An 18,756-nucleotide genomic window follows, 5' to 3' on the forward strand; every position below is an offset into this window, starting at 1 on the left:
TCCGGCCGGTTGCACCGTACCGCGCCGGAATATCGTCTACGGAGTGCAGCGGAATCTAAGGCTTTCCCGGATAGCCGTGATGCGGGACAGACATCGGGACGCGCTGCGGGCCGCACCTATAGCGTAGAACAAAAAAGACTTTCGCAGTTGGCAGACTGTAGGGTGAATCCGCCGTCGTGGCAGCGAAGTTGCTTGTACTCCGAAGAAAGCGGCCTCGCACTTCGATTGGGCTGGTTGGGATCTTGTCTGGTCAAAGGCCCAAGCAAACCGCCCCGGCCGCGACGATCACGCACGCGAGCCAGCGCTTTGCGCTTACCGCTTCCCGTAAAATCACGCGCCCGATCAGCACGGCGAACACCACGCTGGTCTCGCGCAACGCGGATACCGTACCCATCGCGCCCGATTGCATCGCCCAGATCACGATGCCATACGCCGCGATCGACACCAGGCCGCCGGCGAGCGACGACCCGACGGCGATGGGCGCCGCCCGTATCGGTGTCCACAACGCCGCGAGCCCGCGCATCGCGACGAACAGCACCGGCATCAGCCAATAGAACAGGAACATCCAGGCGGTGTAAGCGAGCGCCTCGCCGCCGGATAAGCGCACGCCGATGCCGTCGATCACGGTATAGAGCGCGATCGACGCACCGGTCGTCAGCGCGGCCAGTGCACCCGCGCGCGACACGCGCCCGCCCTGCAGCGCGAGCGCGATGATGCCGCCCGAGATCATCGCGATCCCGAGCGCGTGCAAGGGGCCGATCGCCTCATGCGCGAAGAGCGCCGCGCCGAGCGTGACGAGCAGCGGCGACGAGCCGCGCGCGATCGGATACGCCTGCGCCAGATCGCCGCGGCGATAAGCTCGCACGAGGCTGACGTTGTAGACGATATGCACGAGCCCCGATGCGGCGATGTACGGCCAGGCTGCGTTGGCGGGCAGAGGCGTGAACAGGATCACGAGCGTGGCGACCGCCGCGATGGCGATGCTCATCCACGTCATGGAGAGGAAGCGGTCGCGGTTGCCGTGCAGCATCGCGTTCCAGCTCGCGTGGAGCAGAGCGGCAAAGAGGACGAGACCGCCGGTGTAACTGAGCATGCAGGTTAAAGGCCGGAGAAAAGAGTGCAAAGGAGCCGGAATCAGCGGCGCATTAAGAAGGATATCTATCTTGTAGGGGGCCCGCAAACCAGTTAAATTGAGGCATCGCGTTAGATAAACTGTTGTGAATGAAACGGACCCTGCCACCGCTCAATGCCTTGCGCGCCTTCGAGGCCGCGGGCCGTCTCGGCAGCTTCAAGGAAGCCGCCGCTGAATTACACGTGACTCACGGTGCGGTGAGCCAGCACGTGCGCGCGCTCGAAGAGTGGCTCGGCGCATCGTTGTTCGAACGGCACAACCGGCGCGTCGCGCTGACGTCGGCAGCGAAGGCATATCTGGCGGAAATCGGTCCTTTGTTCGAGGAACTCTCGCAGGCCACGGCCCGCTACGGATTCCCTGAAACGCATTCCCGGACACTATCCGTGAATGCGCCCGCGACCTTCACATTGCGCTGGCTGGTGCCGAGACTGGCGACATTCCGCGCCGCGCATCCCGACGTGGACGTCAATGTGCAGACGTCGAACGAGTCGTTGGAGAGTCTGAAGGAGACGTACGACGTGATCGTCCGGGGCGGTCCGGACACCTTCTATGGCTACGCGATGCGGCCGTTCCTATCAGAGGAGCGAATCCCTGTTTGCAGTCCGGCGCTCTTGCAGCGCCTGCCGCTTCGAACGCCGGACGATATGCGGCAGCATACGTTGCTGCATACGTCGAGTCTTCCGCGGGTTTGGCCGGACTGGCTGGCGAGCGCAAAGATCCCGGCACTCAGGCCGGCCGCCGCGCTGACCTTCGATCACTTCTTTCTGACGTTGCAAGCGGCCATCGACGGAATAGGCATCGCGATGGGACCGACCGCCCTGGTCGCCGACGATCTCGCGGCTGGCCGGCTTGTCGCGCCGTTCGCCGGTCCTCGTTTGCCGTCGCGGAGCTATTGCACTTACGTTCCGGATGGGAAGTCGGCCGATGAACTGGTCGTGCTGTTCCGCGCATGGCTCGAACGCGAAGCTATGTACTCACAAGCGCAGACGGCTCCTTAGACGCGGGCCATTTCACACAATTTTTACGGCATTGCCGGCTATCGTTGCGCGTTCTTTACCACGGACTTCGTATAGTGGGTGACTCGCTTTGCACCGTGCGGAGATGAAGCGATCAACTGGAGTCGATATGGCATTCAAGCAAACGAAGGGTCGCGTGACCGTCGAGTTCGGCGTCTGACTTTCATGACACAGTCGAGACCCGCGATGATGTTCAGGGGGCTGTGCAAGGTGGTGGCCATCGCCTTCGTCACGAACCAGGTGCTGACGACGATTTTCACGTATTTCGTGCAGCAACTCGATTCCGCGCCACCGCATCAAGCGGTTTGGATTTTCAGCTGTGTGACGTGCGGGATGGTGACGTTATGGCTGCAGGCCGATGCGCGGCGCGCATTCGGTTTCGCGCGCGAGAAGGGCTTTGTGAAGAAGAGCGGCGAAGGCGCGCAGGACGTGCAGATCGCGGACGACTGCCCGAAGCGGTGGCTCGTCGTCCTGCATATCGAATTGAATCCCGCGGCGGTACAGGGCTAATCGGGCTAAAGCTTGCGAAGATCCTCTCCTGCGCTAGCCTCGCGCGGAACCTCCGCTTTCATCGAGCCATTGAACGATGTTGCGCACCGTATCGCCGTAGAACGTTCGATACAACTCCTTCGATACATAGCCGATATGAGGCGTCGCGAGCACGTTGGGCAATTCGCGTAGAGGGTGCGGGTTGTCGAGCGGTTCGACATCGTACACATCCAGTGCGGCGCCGGTAATCTGGCCGGTCGTGAGCGCCGCAAGCAGTGCGGCGGAGTCAACGATCGGCCCTCTCGACGTATTGATCAGCCGGCTCGTGGGTTTCATCTGTGCGAATTCCGACGCACCGACCAAACCGGTGGTTCGCTCGCTAAGCCGCACGTGGATCGACAGAAAATCCGCCGTTGAGAACAGCTCGTCTTTGCTGACGCGCTGCACGCCTTTTTCGGCGGCGCGTTCGTCGGTGAGGTTCTGGCTCCACGCGATAACGTTCATTCTGAATGCCCGCCCGATGATGCCGACAGCCGAACCGACGCGGCCAAGGCCCAGCAATCCGAGCGTCTTGCCCGCGAGTTCATCGCCAAGCGAAAGCTGCCAGCCTCCCTGCCGCACCGACTGATTCTCGAGAGGAATATTGCGGGCCATCGCAAGAATCAGCGCCCACGTCATCTCGATCGTCGGCGTGGACGAATAGCCGGTGTGACGAATTTCGATGCCGCGTTCCGCCGCCGCATCCTGATCGATCGACGTGTTGCCTGCGCCGGTCGACGCAATCAGTTTCAGATTCGGCAGGCTTTCGATGACCTCGCGGGGCAACGGTGTGCGTTCCCGCATCACGCAGATGACGTCGAATGGCTGCAGGCGTTGAATCAGATTCCCGATATCGGCGACGTGGTCGTTAAACACCGTCACGTCCGCGCGGTTCGCGAGGGGCGACCAGTCTGCCATGCTTAGCGCAACGTTCTGATAGTCGTCGAGGACCGCTACCTTGATGAGGGATTTGTCGTTCATGCTTATTCCTGTGAGGCATGATCGGACTGCGGGCGCGTTGCTGCGCGCGCCGAAATCATGACCTGGTTGCCGAGCTTGCAGAGTGATTCAGCGATGTTGTCCGTCACTATCATAAGCGGTCCGGATGCAAATGGCGGGCGAGTCAGTTCGGAAAGCTATCCCCGAACATAGGCAGGCCGCTATTCGATTCGGCCTCGGTTGCCTCGTCCTGCAGCACGTCCCAGTGCTCGGCGAGCACGCCGTCCGCAAAGCGCAGGATATCGGCCGCGATCCATGCGGCGGGGCGCCCATGACCTGAAAAGCGTCCATGCACGATCACGTAGTCGCCATCCGCCACGATCACGCCGGGTTCGTATCGCAAGGTCGGCGGCAGCGTCTTGATCAGATTGAACAGGCCGTCACGCCCCGGTGCGATATGCGCGCTGTGCTGGATATAGTCGGGCGACCAGAAACGCTCGGCTGCGGCGTAGTCGCGTTGGTTGAAAAGCGTGTCGAACGCTTCGAGTACGAAGGCCTTGTTGGCTGCTTCGATTGTGGTGGTCATGATGGTTCTCCTGATAGGTGGGTGCCATGGCGGCGCGTCATGCCGCCCGTTGAGAGCTTCACCCAAACACAATGGTAATCGACATCGAGTCTGATGGGCGAGGTCGGAAAAGTCAATGTCGATCACCATTGTATTTTTCGAAGACGGTTATAATCGAGGCGACAACAGCGTGGGAGCCTTGAACGATGGGCGTTTCAAAACAGCAGGCGGCGGAGAACCGAAGGACCATCATTGCAGCTTCAGAGAAGTTGTTCCGTGCGCATGGCATCGACGGTGTGGGCCTGAGCGCGCTGATGAAGGCCGCGGGCTTCACGCAGGGCGGCTTTTACAACCACTTCGAATCGAAGGATGCGCTGGCCGCTGAAGTCGTGGCGACCGCGATGGACAAGTCCAACCGCGACCTGCAAGAAGCCATAGCCGCGCCGCTCGAGCCGGGCGGGAACCGCCTGAAGCGACAGGTGGATTTCTACCTGTCCGGGACGCATTGCAGCGATATCGAGCAGGGTTGCGCGATAGCCGGCCTGACCGCGGATGTGCGCCGGCTTGGCCATGAGGCACAGTCGCACTTCGCAAGCGGTCTGCAAACAATGCTTGAAACGTTGACGGCGCTCGTCGCGGAACAGCGCGCCGAAAGCGGCGATAAGGACGAAGCGCGCCGGCAGGCGATTGCGTTCTACAGCGAAATGGTCGGTGCGCTGATCCTTTCGCGGGCGGTAGCCGACGCCAATCCCCAGCTTGGAGAGGAAATACTGAACGCGAATCGTCAGGCGCTGCTTGATAAGCTCGCGCTGAAAGAAGAGCAGGGCAAGCGCTGACTTCCAGCGACAGAGGGACTGCCACTCCAGGTGGCGTCAGGGAACCCGAAAAATGCCTTTATCAAAGATTGATCTCAATCTGTTTGTCGTTTTCGAAGCGATCTATAAAACGCGCAACCTGACGCGTGCAGCGGAACTGCTCTTCATCACGCAGCCTGCGGTCAGCAATGCATTGGCGCGCATGCGCAAGACGTTCGACGATCAACTCTTTGTGAGCACGTCGGCCGGCATGGTGCCGACTCCGGTTTCCGAAAACATCATTGGGCGCGTGCGCGAGGCGCTACAACTGCTCGACTCCAGTACCCATGCCGGCGAACTATTCGATCCGGCGTCGTCGGAACGGACCTTCCGGCTTAGCATGAACGACCTGACCGAGGCGTTGCTGCTCCCCGCGCTGGAGGAAGTTCTGCAGCGCCTCGCACCCGGCATACGCATCGAAAGCTACTTCACGACGCGCAGAGATGTGCCCGAAGCATTGGCGAGCGGCGCGGTCAATCTGGCGATCGATGCGCCTCTGCTCGACGACCCTTCCCTCGAACAGGAGCCGTTGAGCCGGGATCGCTATGCATGCATGCTGCGCCAGGACCACCCGTTTTCGAAGAAGAAGCTGACCATCGACGACTACCTCGGCTTCAGTCACATCCACGTGTCCAGCCGGCGGCAGGGGCCCGGTCTGGTCGACACCGAACTCAACAAACTCGGGCTCAGGCGTTCGATCCAGACTCGGGTTCAGCACTATCTGGTCGCGCCCTTGATCGCGATGCGGACCGATCTCGTCCTCACCGCACCGCTCACGCTGCTTCAGCGTTATGACGCACGTATCCTGAAGCTGCCGTTCGATCTTCCCCATCTCGAGTCACATTGCTACTGGCACCGAAGCGTCACCGCGGATCCGGCGCATCGTTGGCTACGCGAGCAAATTGGCCGTCTTATGCGGGCCGCGAGGCCGTAGCCAGTATCACCGAAATTTATCGTCATCTATCACAACAATAAATTTCCTGAATGCGGGGATGCTCGGTATCGTTCTGGTGATGTATAGACGAGGACGGCATGGCGGAACTCTACCTTGTACGGCACGGTCAGGCGTCGTTCGGCGCGGCCAATTATGACGAACTGTCACCTTCCGGTTGCCAGCAATCACGATGGCTCGGAGAGCACTTTGCGCAGAACAACCTGGAGTTCGATCGGGTTGTCATCGGCACGATGCGACGGCACGAGCAAACCGCTGACGCACTGCTCGCAGCAATGCGAGGTTTGCAGGTCGAGGTCGTGCAAGACGCGGGTTTGAACGAATACGATTTCCAGGGCTTGTTCGCGGCTCTCGGTGAAGACGAATTGCCGCTGAGCTCTTCTGCCGAAAGTTCGAAGAAGAGCTTTTACAAGCGGCTCAACAAAGTGCTGCAACTTTGGTCCGAAGATCTCTTGCCGGGACGAGTTCCTGAAACGTGGCGACAGTTCCAGGCACGCGTCGAGCGCGCGCGTCTGGCAATCCAGCAAGCGGGTGGCAAGCGGGTTCTGGTGGTGAGTTCAGGCGGTCCGATCGCTGTCTTCGCGCAGCAGATTCTGCAGGCGCCGGCGGCGGCCGCTATTGCGCTCAACATGCAGATTCGAAATAGCAGCGTTTGCCAATACGTCTTTAACGACACTGCGATGTCGCTAGTCACCTTCAACTCGCTGCCTCATCTCGAGCCTATCGAGAGGCGCGAATTCGTCACCTACGGTTGATTCGAATCGAGACTCCGCAACATGATGAATACTGGCCTTCAATTCGATGTCGAAAAACTCACGCGTTACTTGACGGCGCACGTGCCCGGGTTCAAGGGGCCGTTGTCCGTCGAGAAATTTGTTGGCGGACAATCCAATCCGACTTTTCTTCTGAAAGCGCACAGCGGCAGTTATGTCCTAAGGCGCCAGCCACCCGGAACATTGCTCAAGTCCGCGCATGCGGTGGACCGTGAATTCCGCGTGCTGACGGCTCTCGAACAAACACCGGTTCCTGTCGCGCGCGCATTTCACCTTTGCGAGGATCGTGACGTCGTCGGCAGCATGTTCTACGTCATGAGTTTCGAGGACGGACACATCCTCTGGAATCCGGCGTTGCCGGAAGTGGCCGTTCAAGAGCGCGACGCCATTTACGATGCTCTTCTCGGCACGATGGCCGCACTCCATGACGTGGATGTCGAAGCGGTTGGTCTGGGCGACTACGGCCGCCCCGGAAACTATTTCGCGCGCCAGATCGACGTATGGACCAAACAGTATCGTGCAGCGCAGACCGACGCGCTCGAATCCGTCGAGGCACTGATCGAGTGGCTGCCCGCGCACTGTCCCGTCGAAATCGGCAAGCCTTCGCTCGTGCACGGCGATTTCCGCATCGACAACCTTATTTTCGAGCGTGGCTCATCACAGGTTCGCGCGGTTCTCGACTGGGAACTCTCTACGCTCGGCAATCCTCTCGCCGACCTCGCTTACTTCTGCATGTGTTTGCGACTCCCTCCAAGCGGTCATATCGCCGGGCTTCAAGGACTGAACAGGACGGAGCTGGGCGTGCCGGATGAGGCGGCGATCATCGAACAGTACTGCCGGCTGCGGGGAATCGCTTCGATTGAGAACTGGAACTTCTACCTTGCGTTCAGCTTCTTCCGGCTTGCGGCTATCGCGCAGGGCGTCAAGAAGCGGGCGTTAGGCGGCAACGCGTCGAATGACAAGGCGCGCCAGGTCGGAGAGATGGCAGGGGCGCTTGCGAAGATGGGCGTCGATCTGATCTGACAGCAGGCCGAAGACTGGGCACCTGAAAAAAACACATGGAGGCAGACTGTGACCACTAATCTGTTTAATCTGAAAGGAAAGATCGCACTGGTGACTGGCGCCAGTCGCGGTATCGGTGAGGAGATTGCCAGGTTGTTCGCCGAGCAGGGCGCCCACGTCATCGTATCGAGCCGCAAGCTCGAAGATTGCGAGGCGGTGGCGAGCGAGATCCGGAACGCGGGCGGCAGCGCAGAGGCAAAACCGTGTCACGTCGGTCGCATCGAGGACATTCTCGCGATCTTCCAGGATATTCGCGCGCGTCATGGACGTCTGGATATCCTGGTCAACAACGCGGCGACGAATCCCTATTTCGGCCACATTCTCGATACCGATCTGGCGTCTTTCGAAAAGACGGTCGAAGTGAATTTGCGCGGTTACTTCTTCATGTCTGTCGAAGCCGGCAAGTTGATGCGGGAGAACGGCGGCGGGGCAATTGTCAACACGGCTTCCGTCAACGCGTTACAACCTGGTGACAAGCAGGGGATCTACTCGATCACGAAAGCCGCCGTCGTCAACATGACGCGGGCATTCGCGAAAGAGTGTGGACCGTTGGGGATCCGAGTGAATGCGCTGCTCCCAGGCTTGACCAAAACACGATTTGCCGGGGCGTTGTTCGACGATCAGGGCATCTACGAAAGCTGGATGTCGAAAATCCCGCTACGCCGTCACGCGGAGCCTCGCGAAATGGCCGGTACCGTGCTTTATCTGGTCTCCGATGCCGCGAGCTATACCAATGGGGAATGCATTGTCGTCGACGGTGGACTGACGATCTAGTCACCAGGTCGATGCACGGTATTGGCCGATGCATCGACGACATTTACCAGCAAGGAAGATGAAAAATGGACTTCTCATATAGCCCGAAAGTGGCAGCGCTGAGCACGCAGGTGCGCGCGTTCATGGACACGCATATCGTTCCGCGTATCCGCCAATGGCACGACGAAGTGAACGCGGGGCAATATCCCGTCTCCTTCATGGAGAGCTTGAAGGAACAGGCGCGTGCGGAAGGCCTTTGGAATCTTTTCCTTCCGCATCTGCGGGATGACGAGCCAGGCAGCGGTCTGACGAATCTCGAGTACGCCCCGTTGGCCGAGATCATGGGGCGCGTGTCGTGGGCGTCCGAGGTGTTCAACTGCAATGCTCCGGACACCGGCAATATGGAACTGCTCCATATGTTCGCCACACCGGCTCAGCGCGAAGAGTGGCTCGAGCCTCTCCTCGACGGCAAGATCCGCTCGGCGTTTGCGATGACGGAGCCGGCCGTGGCTTCCTCGGACGCGACCAATATCACCACGTCGATTCGCCGTGACGGAGACGACTATGTGATCGATGGGCGCAAGTGGTTCATCACGAACGCGGCGCATCCGAATTGCAAAATCTTCATCGTGATGGGAAAAACCGACCCTGATGCACCGGCGCACCGTCAGCAAAGCATGATTCTCGTGCCGCGTGATACGCCGGGCGTCAAGGTGGTCCGCAATATCACGGTAGTCAATCACGTGGCGCCGGAAGGGCACTGCGAGATCGAGTTCAAAGGCGTGCGCGTGCCGCGGTCGAATCTGCTCGGCGAGGAGGGCAGCGGCTTCGCGCTCGCCCAGGCGCGCCTTGGACCGGGACGGATTCACCACTGCATGCGCTCGATCGGCGCCGCTGAACTCGCGCTCGAATTGATGATGGAGCGGGCTCAGGCACGCACGGCATTCGGCAAGGCGCTGCACGAGCACGGCTCGGTCGCCGAGTGGATCGCGAAGTCGCGAATCGAAATCGATCAGGCGAGGCTGCTGGTTCTGAAGACGGCGTGGATGATCGATAACGTGGGCGCGAAGGAAGCGCGCAAGGAAATCTCGATGATCAAGGCGCTCGTGCCGAGCGTGCATACCGCCGTCTGCGAGCGGGCGATCCAGGTATTCGGCGCGATGGGGTTGAGTCCGGATACGCCTCTGGCCGATAGCTGGACCTGGGGGCGTGCGCTGCGCTTTGCCGATGGCCCGGATGAGGTTCACCTGCAAAGCATCGCTCGTATGGAAATCAAGGCCCGGCGATATGAGCCGGGCAGCACGAACCCTTATCTGACGACGCCGGTGTAAGGGCATAAGCCGGAGCTTTTCGGACATTCTCTGCGGGCGATGCAACGTCGCCCTCAGCATCGCCCCTCTATTTGCCACGTACGCCGCGCCTCAGCGCCACCCCTGCCGCCGCGCGAGCGCCCGCCAGTGTTCGAACTTCGCCAGAACCCCACCCATCCCCCGTTCAGGGGATAGTCCCGCATGTCCGATCGCCGCGATCATGGCATGACTCGGGGACGCCACCGTATGCAAGACGCAAACGACAAGCCGGTGCCGGCCCGCTATCCATTCATAGATGCGAGGAGACAGATGCAGGACACCGTACACAGCGCGGCGCCGTCCGCCTATACCTATCCGTTGCTGATCAAGAACCTGCTGCACACGCCGTTCGCTCAGGCGCCGGATCAGGAAATCGTCTACCGCGATCAGCTGCGGATGACCTACAGCCAGTTGCAGGAACGGATCGCGCGGCTCGCCAACGGTCTCGACGGACTGGGCGTGCGTTACGGCAGCACGGTTGCGGTGATGGACTGGGACAGTCATCGCTATCTGGAAAGCTACTTCGCCGTGCCGATGATGGGCGCCGTGTTGCAGACCGTCAACGTGCGGCTGTCGCCCGCGGAGATCGTCTACACGATCAATCACGCGCGCGCCGAAGTGCTGTTCGTTCACGCCGATTTCCTGCCCGTCGTGGAAGCGATCAAAGATCAGCTTGAAACGGTGCGCGCATTCGTACGAATCGACGAGCCGGACAGCGAGGCCTACGATCACACCATCCCGTTCGCGACGGAATACGAAGCGATGCTGGCGGCGAGCGCAACGACCTATGACTTTCCCGACTTCGACGAAAACACCCGCGCCACCACGTTCTATACGACGGGCACGACCGGCCTGCCCAAGGGCGTGTACTTTTCGCATCGTCAGCTGGTGCTGCACACCATCACGCTGATGGCGGCGCTCGCGAGCCCGGTGTCGGGACAGCGCTTTCATCGCGGCGACGTCTATATGCCGCTGACGCCGATGTTCCATGTGCACGCATGGGGCATGCCGTACATCGCGACGGTGCTGGGCGTGAAGCAGGTCTATCCGGGCCGCTATGTGCCTGAGCGACTGGTGAAGCTATTGCGTGACGAGGGCGTCACGTTCTCGCATTGCGTGAGCACGATTCTCCACATGGTGCTGAACTGCCCGGAGTCGAAGTCCTCGGATTTCAGCAAATGGAAGGTCGTGATCGGCGGAAGCGCGCTGCCGCACGGCATCGCCCATGCCGCATTGGAACGTGGCATCGACGTGTTCACCGGCTATGGCATGTCCGAGACCGGTCCCGTGCTGAGTCTCGCGCAGCTTCCGCCGGGGTATGAACAACTCGACACCGAAGACCAGGTGCGCCTGCGTTGCAAAACCGGCCTGGCGGTTCCGCTCGTCGATCTGCGCATCGTCGACGAATCGATGCAGGACGTCGCGCACGACGGCAAGGCTTATGGCGAGATCGTCGTGCGCGCCCCATGGCTGACCCAGGGGTACCTCGGCAACGCGGAAGCGTCGGAACAGCTCTGGGCGGGCAGCTACCTGCACACGCAGGACATCGCGAACATCGACACGACCGGCAATCTGCAGATCACCGACCGCATCAAGGACGTGATCAAGTCCGGCGGCGAGTGGGTTTCGTCGCTCGAAATCGAAAGCCTGATCTCGTTGCATCCGGCTGTTTCGGAAGTCGCCGTGATCGGCGTCAAGGACGAGAAGTGGGGCGAAAGGCCGGTGGCGCTGGTGGTCCTCAAGGCGGACGCCACGGTCACCGAGGACGAAATCATGCAGCACGTTCTCAAGTTCACCCGCACCGGGCAGATCTCGAAGTACGCCGTGCCGCAGATCGTCAAATTCATCGACGCGCTGGAGAAGACGAGCGTCGGCAAGATGAACAAGAAGTGGCTGCGCGCGCAGTTCGCCTAACCGGACACGAGGAGCAGGCACGATGAGCATCAACGAATATCGCATCGCGACGATCGACGACTTCGTCGGCCGCGAGCTGGAGAGGCATCGGCAGCGAGGCCGCGAGTCAGCACAAGCTGAACGCCTGGTGGCTCGCGTTGGCGCACCAACTGGTCGTGCGTTATCGGCGCGAACTGTCGGCGCTGATCACGGAGGTCGTGAAAAGCTGGAACGCGGGTGAAGTGAACGCGAAGATCGAAGCGGCACGCCGATAGTGCGTGAATAGCCCGCTAGGTTTGCTTCACAAGTCCCAGCGCCTGCGCGCGCGCAACGGCTTGCGCGCGCTTGTCGACCGAGAGCTTCATGAAGATGCTCTTCACATGCGATTTGACGGTTTCCGGCGCGATGCCGAGTGTGCGCGCGATTTCCTTGTTCGACTGCCCGTCGGCGATCAGGTCGACGATGTTGCGCTCGCGTGCGCTGAGCGATTCGAGTTCGCAGTCCCGCGCGGGTTTGCTGCCGGGCTGGTACAGCGCGCGCCAGCCGTCGAGCAGGCGATCCACGTAGCACAACAGCACTTTCGTCTGCGCGGTCGCGCGCGTGTCGTCGCGCACGGCCTGCAGCAGCGCGCCGATTTCCGGAAACAGGTCGATGATCGACTGGTAGATGCCCGCAGCCGCGGCGTCCTTGAGCACATCGCGAAAGATCTCGACGGCACGGTCGCGTTCGTCGGCGCCCAGACAGATCAGAGCGAGCACGCTTCGCAGGCGCAGCGCGAGATAGTTCTCATGCCGTGCGTCGACGAGTTCCAGCGCGGCGGTCACGATTTCAACGCCGTCCTGCTTGCGCTTCTGAGCCATCGCGAGATAGGCGGCCGCGAGCGAGCGGTAGGTGCGGATTTCCGGCGAGGCGACAGGTGAGCCTGCGGCGCCGGGCGCGGCGAGATGTTCCAGTTGCGCGACACATCCCGCGGCTTCCGCTATGCGTCCTTCCAGCAGATAGAGGCGGGTGCGCTCGACGAGGCCGCCCGCGATCAGCCGGTTCCAGTGGCGCGCGTGACCGAGCGCCTCGCCCCGGTTGAGCAGCGCGTAGGCCTGCACGGTATTGGAACGTGCGGCCGCGATCCGGATGAGCATGCGATAGGCGATCAACGCGCTGTCGAGCAGAACAGCCAGATCGATCACCGGCATGAGATCGACGAGCAATGCTTCGGCTTCGTCGAGCCGGCCCTGTTCGTAGCGGATCTGCGCGAGCATCGGCGCGCACAGCGCCGCGGAGACGGATTGCGGACCGGAATGTCGCTCGGCCAGTTGCATGGCCTCGGTGAAATACCGCTCGGCCACGCCGAAGTGCATCTGTTGCATTTCCGCATGGCCGAGCAGGCATAGCCGGTAGGTCGACGCCAATACGTTGCGCTGGTCCTCTTCGATCGAATAGGGTATCCACGGCGTCGCGTAAAGCGCTTCGAGGTTGCCTGCCTTCCAGTGCCCGAAACGCACGACGTTGGAGGCAACGTTGGTGCTCCAGATATCCTTCGACGGCCGTTCGAGGCACGCCTGCGCGATCTCGAGCGCCGCTTGCGGATCGTCTTGCAGCGCGATCGCGACCGAGCGGATCACCTGGCATTCCCAGCGGATGTTGTCGGCCTCGGCACTCGCTTGCGCGTCGCGTTCGATGACATCCAGCATGGCGAGCGCATCGTCCGCGCGTATCGAAAGCGCCATGCCCCACGCGATCGCCAGCGTGACCTCGATCCGCCCTTGCATCAGGTGCGCCGGAAAACGGCGTTGCCAGCCGAGCAGGGTCAGCAGGTCGCCTTTCTTGACGAGCGCCATCGCGCAGTTGCCGATCAGGCTGATCGCGTCGTCCGTGTCGCCTGCGGCGATTGCGTGCCCGACCGCGTCCGTCCAGAGTTCCTGCGACGCATACCATCGGCACGCGCGGCGATGCAGATGCGCCAGTTCGTCGCCGGACTGCGCGCTCAGCCGTTGGCGCAGGTACTCGCCCAGCAGAGGGTGATAGCGGAACCAGTGCCCTTCCAGATCCATTGGCTCCAGCAGCAACTGACGCGCGGCGATCGCTTCGAGCATGCTCTGGCTGGCCTTGACGCCGGTTACGGCCTGGCACAGCGGGGCAGTCAACCGGTCGAGTATCGCCGTGCGCAGCATGAAGGCGACCATGTCGTCGGGCAAGCGCGTGAGCATGTCTTCGAGGTAGTCGGCGAACGGCCGTGAAGCGCCGGATGGCGCACTCGACTCCCAACCCGGTCGGGGTTCTTCGCGCGACAGCACCGACGCCGCAATGCGCAACGCCGCCGCCCAACCCTCCGTGGCCGCGTGCAGCGATTTCACGCCGGCTATGCCCAGCCTGCCTGGGCATTCGCGTTCGACAAAGCAGCGCGTCTCGTCGAAATTGAAACGCAGTGTCGATGTGTCGATTTCCAGCAGTTCGTTTTGCGCGCGGAGTCTTGCGAGCGGCAGCGCGGAATCCACACGGGTGCAAACAATCACGTGCACGTGCGACGGTGCGTTCGCGATGAAGAACGACATCGCGTCGTGAATCTCCGGAAGGTTGATCAGATGGTAATCGTCGACGAACAGACACACCTCGTCTTCGACTTCCACGAGGTCGTTGATCAGCGTCGCGACGACGGCGTGAGCGGGAACCAGAGAGGTGGCTTCCGTCAGGCCGATCGCCGACGCGCCGACGTTGCCGCACGCATGCCGCAATGCCTGCGCGAGATGGTGGAGGAAACGCGCGGGTTCGTCGTCCTCGTCCCCGAGCGAGAGCCACGCGACGCGCGCGCCGCTCGCGCGCAGCCGGTTGAGCCAGGTGATCGCGAGCGAGGTCTTGCCGAAGCCGGCGGGCGCCTTGATCACGGTGAGCCGCTTGTTCTCCGCCTGAGCCGCCAGATCGAACAGACGCGGACGATCGATCAAGCCCGGCGACAGGCGCGGCGGCAGAACCTTCGTAGCGAGCAGGAGGGGCAGCTTCTCGGAGTGCATGGGTTCCTTGGTCATACGCACGAACTGCTCCGGGTATTTGGGTTCTCCCTGGTGCGCTCCCCTGTACGGGGGATATTGCGCGGCGTGACAGGCTAGCCGGGCACGCCCGGGACCGGTGCGTCGCCGAGGAAATGATACGCCCAACCACCTCCAGGGAGGAGGCATGTCGAACGCATCGGGGGCATGAAATGGCTGGCTTCCCTTATTTCGCGCTGTGCAGTCGCTTGGGATGGCAGCCAGAATCTGGCCGGTCGGTGTTATTCAACATCGGGGCCGGGCAGATGCTGCACGCGCAGGCTAGATGAGGTCGATCTCCCGAACCCGCCTGGACGTGTCCCGGTCGACCTGGTAGCATGAGAGACTGTGCGCGCAGCGTCTGTCGAATCAGGGAGCGGTCTTATGCGGAAGCGGAAGTTCGCAGGAAAGATGACTGGGGAATCGAGTCTGCCGGAACTGCTGAACCGGCTCGAGTTGGCATTGGTCGCAATGCCCGATCGCACGTCTGTCTGCAAAGCACTGTTTGATCTCAACAAACGCCTCGGCACCGTCGGCGAATACGCTCCCGCGCGAACTAGCCGAGCCGCGGCTTCGCGGCGCAAGCGCCAAACGGCAGTTGAATCTTTACCGCTGTTTTCTTGAGCGTCGAAGATCGACCTTAACACCGCCCAACACCGCGCAGCGCAGCGGCTGCCATGCGGCGAAAGCCGAAAAAATGCCAGCACTTGCTAGGCAAGCAGCGACAAGGCATCAGCGAGCGAGAGCACCGTGGTGCGCGAATCGAAGGCCGTTGAAAATAGATGATCGTGCACGACCTGGTCCGGGTCGTAGCAGCAATCCTTCACAGTGAACAGGCGGAAGTCCGCATCGCTCGCGTACGCCACCGACGACAGCACGACGCCGGTCGACGCTATGCCCACCATGATTAGCGTATCGATCCCCTGCGCGGCAAGCCGCGCCTGCAGATCGGTGCCAAAGAACACGCTGGCACGATGCGCGATGATGAGCGGTTCGGTGGCTCGCTGGCCGAGTTCCGGCGCGATCTCGTCGTCGACGAAAAGACCCAGTTGCTTGATTCCCTGCCCGTTTTTGTTCAACGGACTGACTTCCGGATAGCCCGGACTGAAGTGAATCCTGGCGAAATAAACGCTGACTCCTTTGACCCGCGCGGCGTCGCACAGCTCGCGCGTATTGGCGAGCAGAGCAGATGCGACCGATGGAAATAATCGCATGATATCCGTCTGATAATGCATGACCACCAGAGCGGTTTGTTCAGGAACGATCGCTGGAATCTGCATGTTCACGTTTTGCGCCGGGGCGGCTTCAGGGCGACGCATAAAGAGAGATGCTCGACTCTAGCACGGCCGCCATGACCGGCCAGGCTGACAGGCGCGCAAATGAATGAGCGTTTGAGTCCCGACTCAGTTGCTCGATATGTTGGATGACCACACACAGCGGCTTAGGAAACGTTGCCTATAGCCAGACGTCTCGGTTCCTCAACCTAACTGGAAAGCTCTCATGGTAGAGATCGAGAGCGTTCATTTTCAGGCAGTTGCGGTCGCTCGGAAGATGAGCGAACAAGCATTGGCACAACCCGTGCATTGATAACTGTAGGCACAACGACGCACGGTTTAACGCTATCGCCGCGGCATTGGCGTGCATAGCCCAGATGCCGGGGAAACTCGTTGTTCGTTCGAGCCACTTTATTAGCGCGCGGTAAAGCCCTACACGTCGACCCACCAACGTTGAGCATCGCGCGCGCCGCAATGGACCTGATCCGGGTGCCTTTGAATGTTCGACAAGCTTATGGGAGTCGCCATGAAAGTGAGATCTATTGCCGCTCTGTTAGTCGCAAGCTCCGCATTGCTGGCAGCTTCTGCGTTCGCGGGCGATAACGACCAGACTCCCTCCTATCGAAGCGACGTCGCTGCGTCAGCATCGCATCGCGGTCAAACCGCTCAAGCGAAGGCGGCAGCCGAGGGCCACGGCAGCGTGGTTGACGTGAACCATAGCGGCGTCGGCGGTAGCGAATCCGGTAAGTCGCAATCCGGTGGGCGTGCCCCGGGCGATAGCATCAACCCGATGTATCACGGTGGTTGATGTGCTTGTCAGTGAGATCTATCGAGGCCCAGTCCCCGGGTTCGATCATCGCGCTGTCGGACAGCACGTCATCCGCTGACGCAGGACGACAAGGCTCGCGCTCAATCCGCCTGACCCACCGCTCCGCAGTAAAATAACTTCGTCTGGCGCACGCAGAGTACCAAGCGATATGAAAAACCGTACACGGTTCGTCACGGCGATACTGGCCGTGCTCATCATCATCGCGTTGCTCTTTATCCCATTGCCGCAGCGAATCGGGCTCGACACGCGCATCGTGACGGTTGCGTCGATTCAACGCTCTCCCACTGTCGTATTCGACTATGTGACGACCCCGGCTCACTGGCCCGCCTGGCATCCGTCATCGCTTGCGGTCAGCGGCTCGGTTGATCATTCACTCGATCTGGGCGAGCAGGTAACGGAGGAATTCCGTGTAGCGGGAAGGCGTGGCCGCGTCGTGTGGACAGTCGCTGCACGGGAGCCTCCGGGCAAGTGGTCGATAGAAGGAACGATTGATGGCAGACCGGCCGGCACCGTCACTTATTCGCTGACGTCCACCGCGAATGGAACCCGCTTCGAACGTGAATTCACTTATCGCGCGCCGTCGTTGTGGTTTGCGATACTCAACCGGTTAGTGCTGCGCGCACGGATTCAAGCGGAATCCGATACGGCGGTTTCGCAACTCAAGGGCCTTCTGGAAGCAGCGCCGCAGCACTAGATTCGCGCCGCATCTCAAAGTCGCCGATAGCCGGCACAAAATCATGCACACGCAAAATTTGCACTCGTATACTGGTGCGTCAATCAGTCGAGGAAACAGTATGCGGCGCGTGATCGTACGGCGGTCGTCAGTCCACGGAAAGGGTGTGTTCGCGATGCGGCCGCTCGCGGCGGGTGAATGCGTGCTTGAATACCGGGGCGAATTGACGAGCTGGCGGGAAGCCGTGCGCCGGCATCGGCGCGAAGGTGTCGCGGGGCACACGTTTCTTTTCGGTCTGTCGGACGGACGCGTGATCGACGGAAGCCGTGGCGGCAATAGTGCGCGATGGCTGAACCACGCCTGCGCGCCGAACTGCGAGACCATCGAGGATGATGGCCGCATCTTCATTCACACGATCCGGCCGATCGAGGCGGGCGAAGAACTGTTTATCGAATACCTGCTGACGACCGACGATCCCGCGGACGAGGACGTTCGAGCCCAATACGCTTGCCGGTGTGCCGTGGCGGGCTGCCGTCAGTCGATGCTGGCAGCCGTCCCTTGATGCAACGGGCTGATGAGGTCGCGGACAGTCAGTCCGCCTCCATTCATCTCAGGCGCCACACGTCCTGTCCAGCCGGGAAGATCGCGCAAACGCGCTAGCTCCGCCGGCGCACCAGCCCGTAAATGACCAGCAAGATGATCGCGCCGATTACCGAGGCGATCCAGCCCGCCGTCTGGCCTGGTTGGTACCAGCCCAGCGCACGCCCCACATAGCCCGCAATCAGCGAGCCGGCAATGCCGAGGACGATGGTCATAATGAGGCCCATGCGGTCGTCTCCGGGCTTCACCGCCCGCGCGATCAATCCGACGACCAGCCCCACAATCACTGTGCCAATGAACGAAAACATGCCGACCTCGCAAGAGTGTGAGTGCTACGGTTTTTCTTTTATTGCTGGCTACTATTCCACTGCGACGCTTTCGGAGCATACGCGCTAGATGCGGCGGTCGGCCGCCATATGCTCGTCGGTTCGCGCATCGCGCATCGCGCATCGCTGCAACACGCCGGTCTGACGGAAATTGTCCGATTTGAGGCGACCACACGCAACTGTTTAGTTGCTCCCGTAGGTTCGTTGCCGCCCAGTTG

At 61.2% G+C, this 18,756-nt stretch carries 19 protein-coding genes; 13 read left to right on the plus strand and 6 right to left on the minus strand.

The features are described 5' to 3' along the window. Positions 1 to 250: 250 nt before the first annotated feature. Entirely contained in the window at positions 251 to 1,093 is an 843-nt protein-coding gene (locus PQR54_RS09205; protein WP_408245082.1) for an EamA family transporter, read from the minus strand. Between the two features lie 128 nt (positions 1,094 to 1,221). On the opposite strand from PQR54_RS09205, the gene gcvA reads away from it, so the two are divergent. After that, positions 1,222 to 2,130 carry a transcriptional regulator GcvA gene (gene gcvA / locus PQR54_RS09210; RefSeq protein WP_408245083.1) on the plus strand — a complete coding sequence of 303 codons (909 nt, stop codon included), beginning with the start codon at positions 1,222 to 1,224 and terminating at the stop codon, positions 2,128 to 2,130. Positions 2,131 to 2,313: 183 nt separating this feature from the next. After that, the gene (locus PQR54_RS09215; RefSeq protein WP_408245084.1) at positions 2,314 to 2,658 is read left to right on the plus strand and encodes a hypothetical protein; all 345 of its coding nucleotides are present in this window, start codon (positions 2,314 to 2,316) and stop codon (positions 2,656 to 2,658) included. 33 nt (positions 2,659 to 2,691) lie between these two features. On the opposite strand, the gene PQR54_RS09220 is transcribed toward PQR54_RS09215, so the two are convergent. After that, positions 2,692 to 3,657 (minus strand): D-2-hydroxyacid dehydrogenase family protein, encoded by a 966-nt coding sequence (locus PQR54_RS09220; protein ID WP_408245085.1) that lies wholly within the window; start codon positions 3,655 to 3,657, stop codon positions 2,692 to 2,694. 142 nt (positions 3,658 to 3,799) lie between these two features. Further along, positions 3,800 to 4,201, minus strand: coding sequence for a nuclear transport factor 2 family protein (locus tag PQR54_RS09225; RefSeq protein ID WP_408245086.1), 402 nt, complete (start codon positions 4,199 to 4,201; stop codon positions 3,800 to 3,802). A gap of 185 nt (positions 4,202 to 4,386) precedes the next feature. Between PQR54_RS09225 and PQR54_RS09230 the strand changes: the two genes are divergently transcribed. The 8 genes from PQR54_RS09230 to PQR54_RS09265 all read left to right on the plus strand — a co-directional run bounded on the left by PQR54_RS09230 (position 4,387) and on the right by PQR54_RS09265 (position 12,057). Next, entirely contained in the window at positions 4,387 to 5,016 is a 630-nt protein-coding gene (locus tag PQR54_RS09230; protein ID WP_408245087.1) for a TetR/AcrR family transcriptional regulator, read from the plus strand. A 52-nt stretch (positions 5,017 to 5,068) separates the two neighbouring features. Further along, the gene (locus PQR54_RS09235; RefSeq protein WP_408245088.1) at positions 5,069 to 5,968 is read left to right on the plus strand and encodes a LysR family transcriptional regulator; all 900 of its coding nucleotides are present in this window, start codon (positions 5,069 to 5,071) and stop codon (positions 5,966 to 5,968) included. A gap of 98 nt (positions 5,969 to 6,066) precedes the next feature. After that, positions 6,067 to 6,741 (plus strand): histidine phosphatase family protein, encoded by a 675-nt coding sequence (locus PQR54_RS09240; protein ID WP_408245089.1) that lies wholly within the window; start codon positions 6,067 to 6,069, stop codon positions 6,739 to 6,741. 21 nt (positions 6,742 to 6,762) lie between these two features. Continuing rightward, positions 6,763 to 7,782 (plus strand): phosphotransferase, encoded by a 1,020-nt coding sequence (locus PQR54_RS09245; RefSeq protein ID WP_408245090.1) that lies wholly within the window; start codon positions 6,763 to 6,765, stop codon positions 7,780 to 7,782. Between the two features lie 48 nt (positions 7,783 to 7,830). Next, positions 7,831 to 8,595 carry an SDR family oxidoreductase gene (locus tag PQR54_RS09250; protein ID WP_408245091.1) on the plus strand — a complete coding sequence of 255 codons (765 nt, stop codon included), beginning with the start codon at positions 7,831 to 7,833 and terminating at the stop codon, positions 8,593 to 8,595. Between the two features lie 65 nt (positions 8,596 to 8,660). Next, entirely contained in the window at positions 8,661 to 9,905 is a 1,245-nt protein-coding gene (locus PQR54_RS09255; RefSeq protein ID WP_408245092.1) for an acyl-CoA dehydrogenase family protein, read from the plus strand. A gap of 288 nt (positions 9,906 to 10,193) precedes the next feature. After that, positions 10,194 to 11,837, plus strand: coding sequence for a fatty acid--CoA ligase (locus PQR54_RS09260; RefSeq protein ID WP_408245093.1), 1,644 nt, complete (start codon positions 10,194 to 10,196; stop codon positions 11,835 to 11,837). A gap of 22 nt (positions 11,838 to 11,859) precedes the next feature. Further along, a complete protein-coding gene (locus tag PQR54_RS09265; RefSeq protein ID WP_408245094.1) occupies positions 11,860 to 12,057 on the plus strand; it encodes a hypothetical protein in 198 nt (65 codons plus the stop codon). Positions 12,058 to 12,106: 49 nt separating this feature from the next. Here the strand turns inward: PQR54_RS09265 and PQR54_RS09270 are convergent, their stop codons facing one another. Further along, a complete protein-coding gene (locus PQR54_RS09270; protein ID WP_408245095.1) occupies positions 12,107 to 14,836 on the minus strand; it encodes a winged helix-turn-helix domain-containing protein in 2,730 nt (909 codons plus the stop codon). Positions 14,837 to 15,546: 710 nt separating this feature from the next. Next, on the minus strand, positions 15,547 to 16,155 hold the full coding sequence (locus PQR54_RS09275; protein ID WP_408245096.1) for a cysteine hydrolase family protein: 609 nt from the start codon (positions 16,153 to 16,155) through the stop codon (positions 15,547 to 15,549). A gap of 454 nt (positions 16,156 to 16,609) precedes the next feature. On the opposite strand from PQR54_RS09275, the gene PQR54_RS09280 reads away from it, so the two are divergent. The 3 genes from PQR54_RS09280 to PQR54_RS09290 all read left to right on the plus strand — a co-directional run bounded on the left by PQR54_RS09280 (position 16,610) and on the right by PQR54_RS09290 (position 18,174). Then, complete coding sequence (locus PQR54_RS09280) at positions 16,610 to 16,918, plus strand: hypothetical protein (RefSeq protein WP_408245097.1); 309 nt, start codon at positions 16,610 to 16,612, stop codon at positions 16,916 to 16,918. A 169-nt stretch (positions 16,919 to 17,087) separates the two neighbouring features. Continuing rightward, positions 17,088 to 17,633 (plus strand): SRPBCC family protein, encoded by a 546-nt coding sequence (locus PQR54_RS09285; RefSeq protein WP_408245098.1) that lies wholly within the window; start codon positions 17,088 to 17,090, stop codon positions 17,631 to 17,633. 100 nt (positions 17,634 to 17,733) lie between these two features. Further along, positions 17,734 to 18,174, plus strand: coding sequence for an SET domain-containing protein (locus tag PQR54_RS09290; RefSeq protein ID WP_408245099.1), 441 nt, complete (start codon positions 17,734 to 17,736; stop codon positions 18,172 to 18,174). A gap of 94 nt (positions 18,175 to 18,268) precedes the next feature. Here the strand turns inward: PQR54_RS09290 and PQR54_RS09295 are convergent, their stop codons facing one another. Further along, positions 18,269 to 18,520 (minus strand): GlsB/YeaQ/YmgE family stress response membrane protein, encoded by a 252-nt coding sequence (locus PQR54_RS09295; protein ID WP_408245100.1) that lies wholly within the window; start codon positions 18,518 to 18,520, stop codon positions 18,269 to 18,271. Between the last annotated feature and the right edge of the window lie 236 nt (positions 18,521 to 18,756).

This window comes from Paraburkholderia phytofirmans, from assembly GCF_046028095.1.
GTDB classification, from domain to species: domain Bacteria; phylum Pseudomonadota; class Gammaproteobacteria; order Burkholderiales; family Burkholderiaceae; genus Paraburkholderia; species Paraburkholderia phytofirmans_A.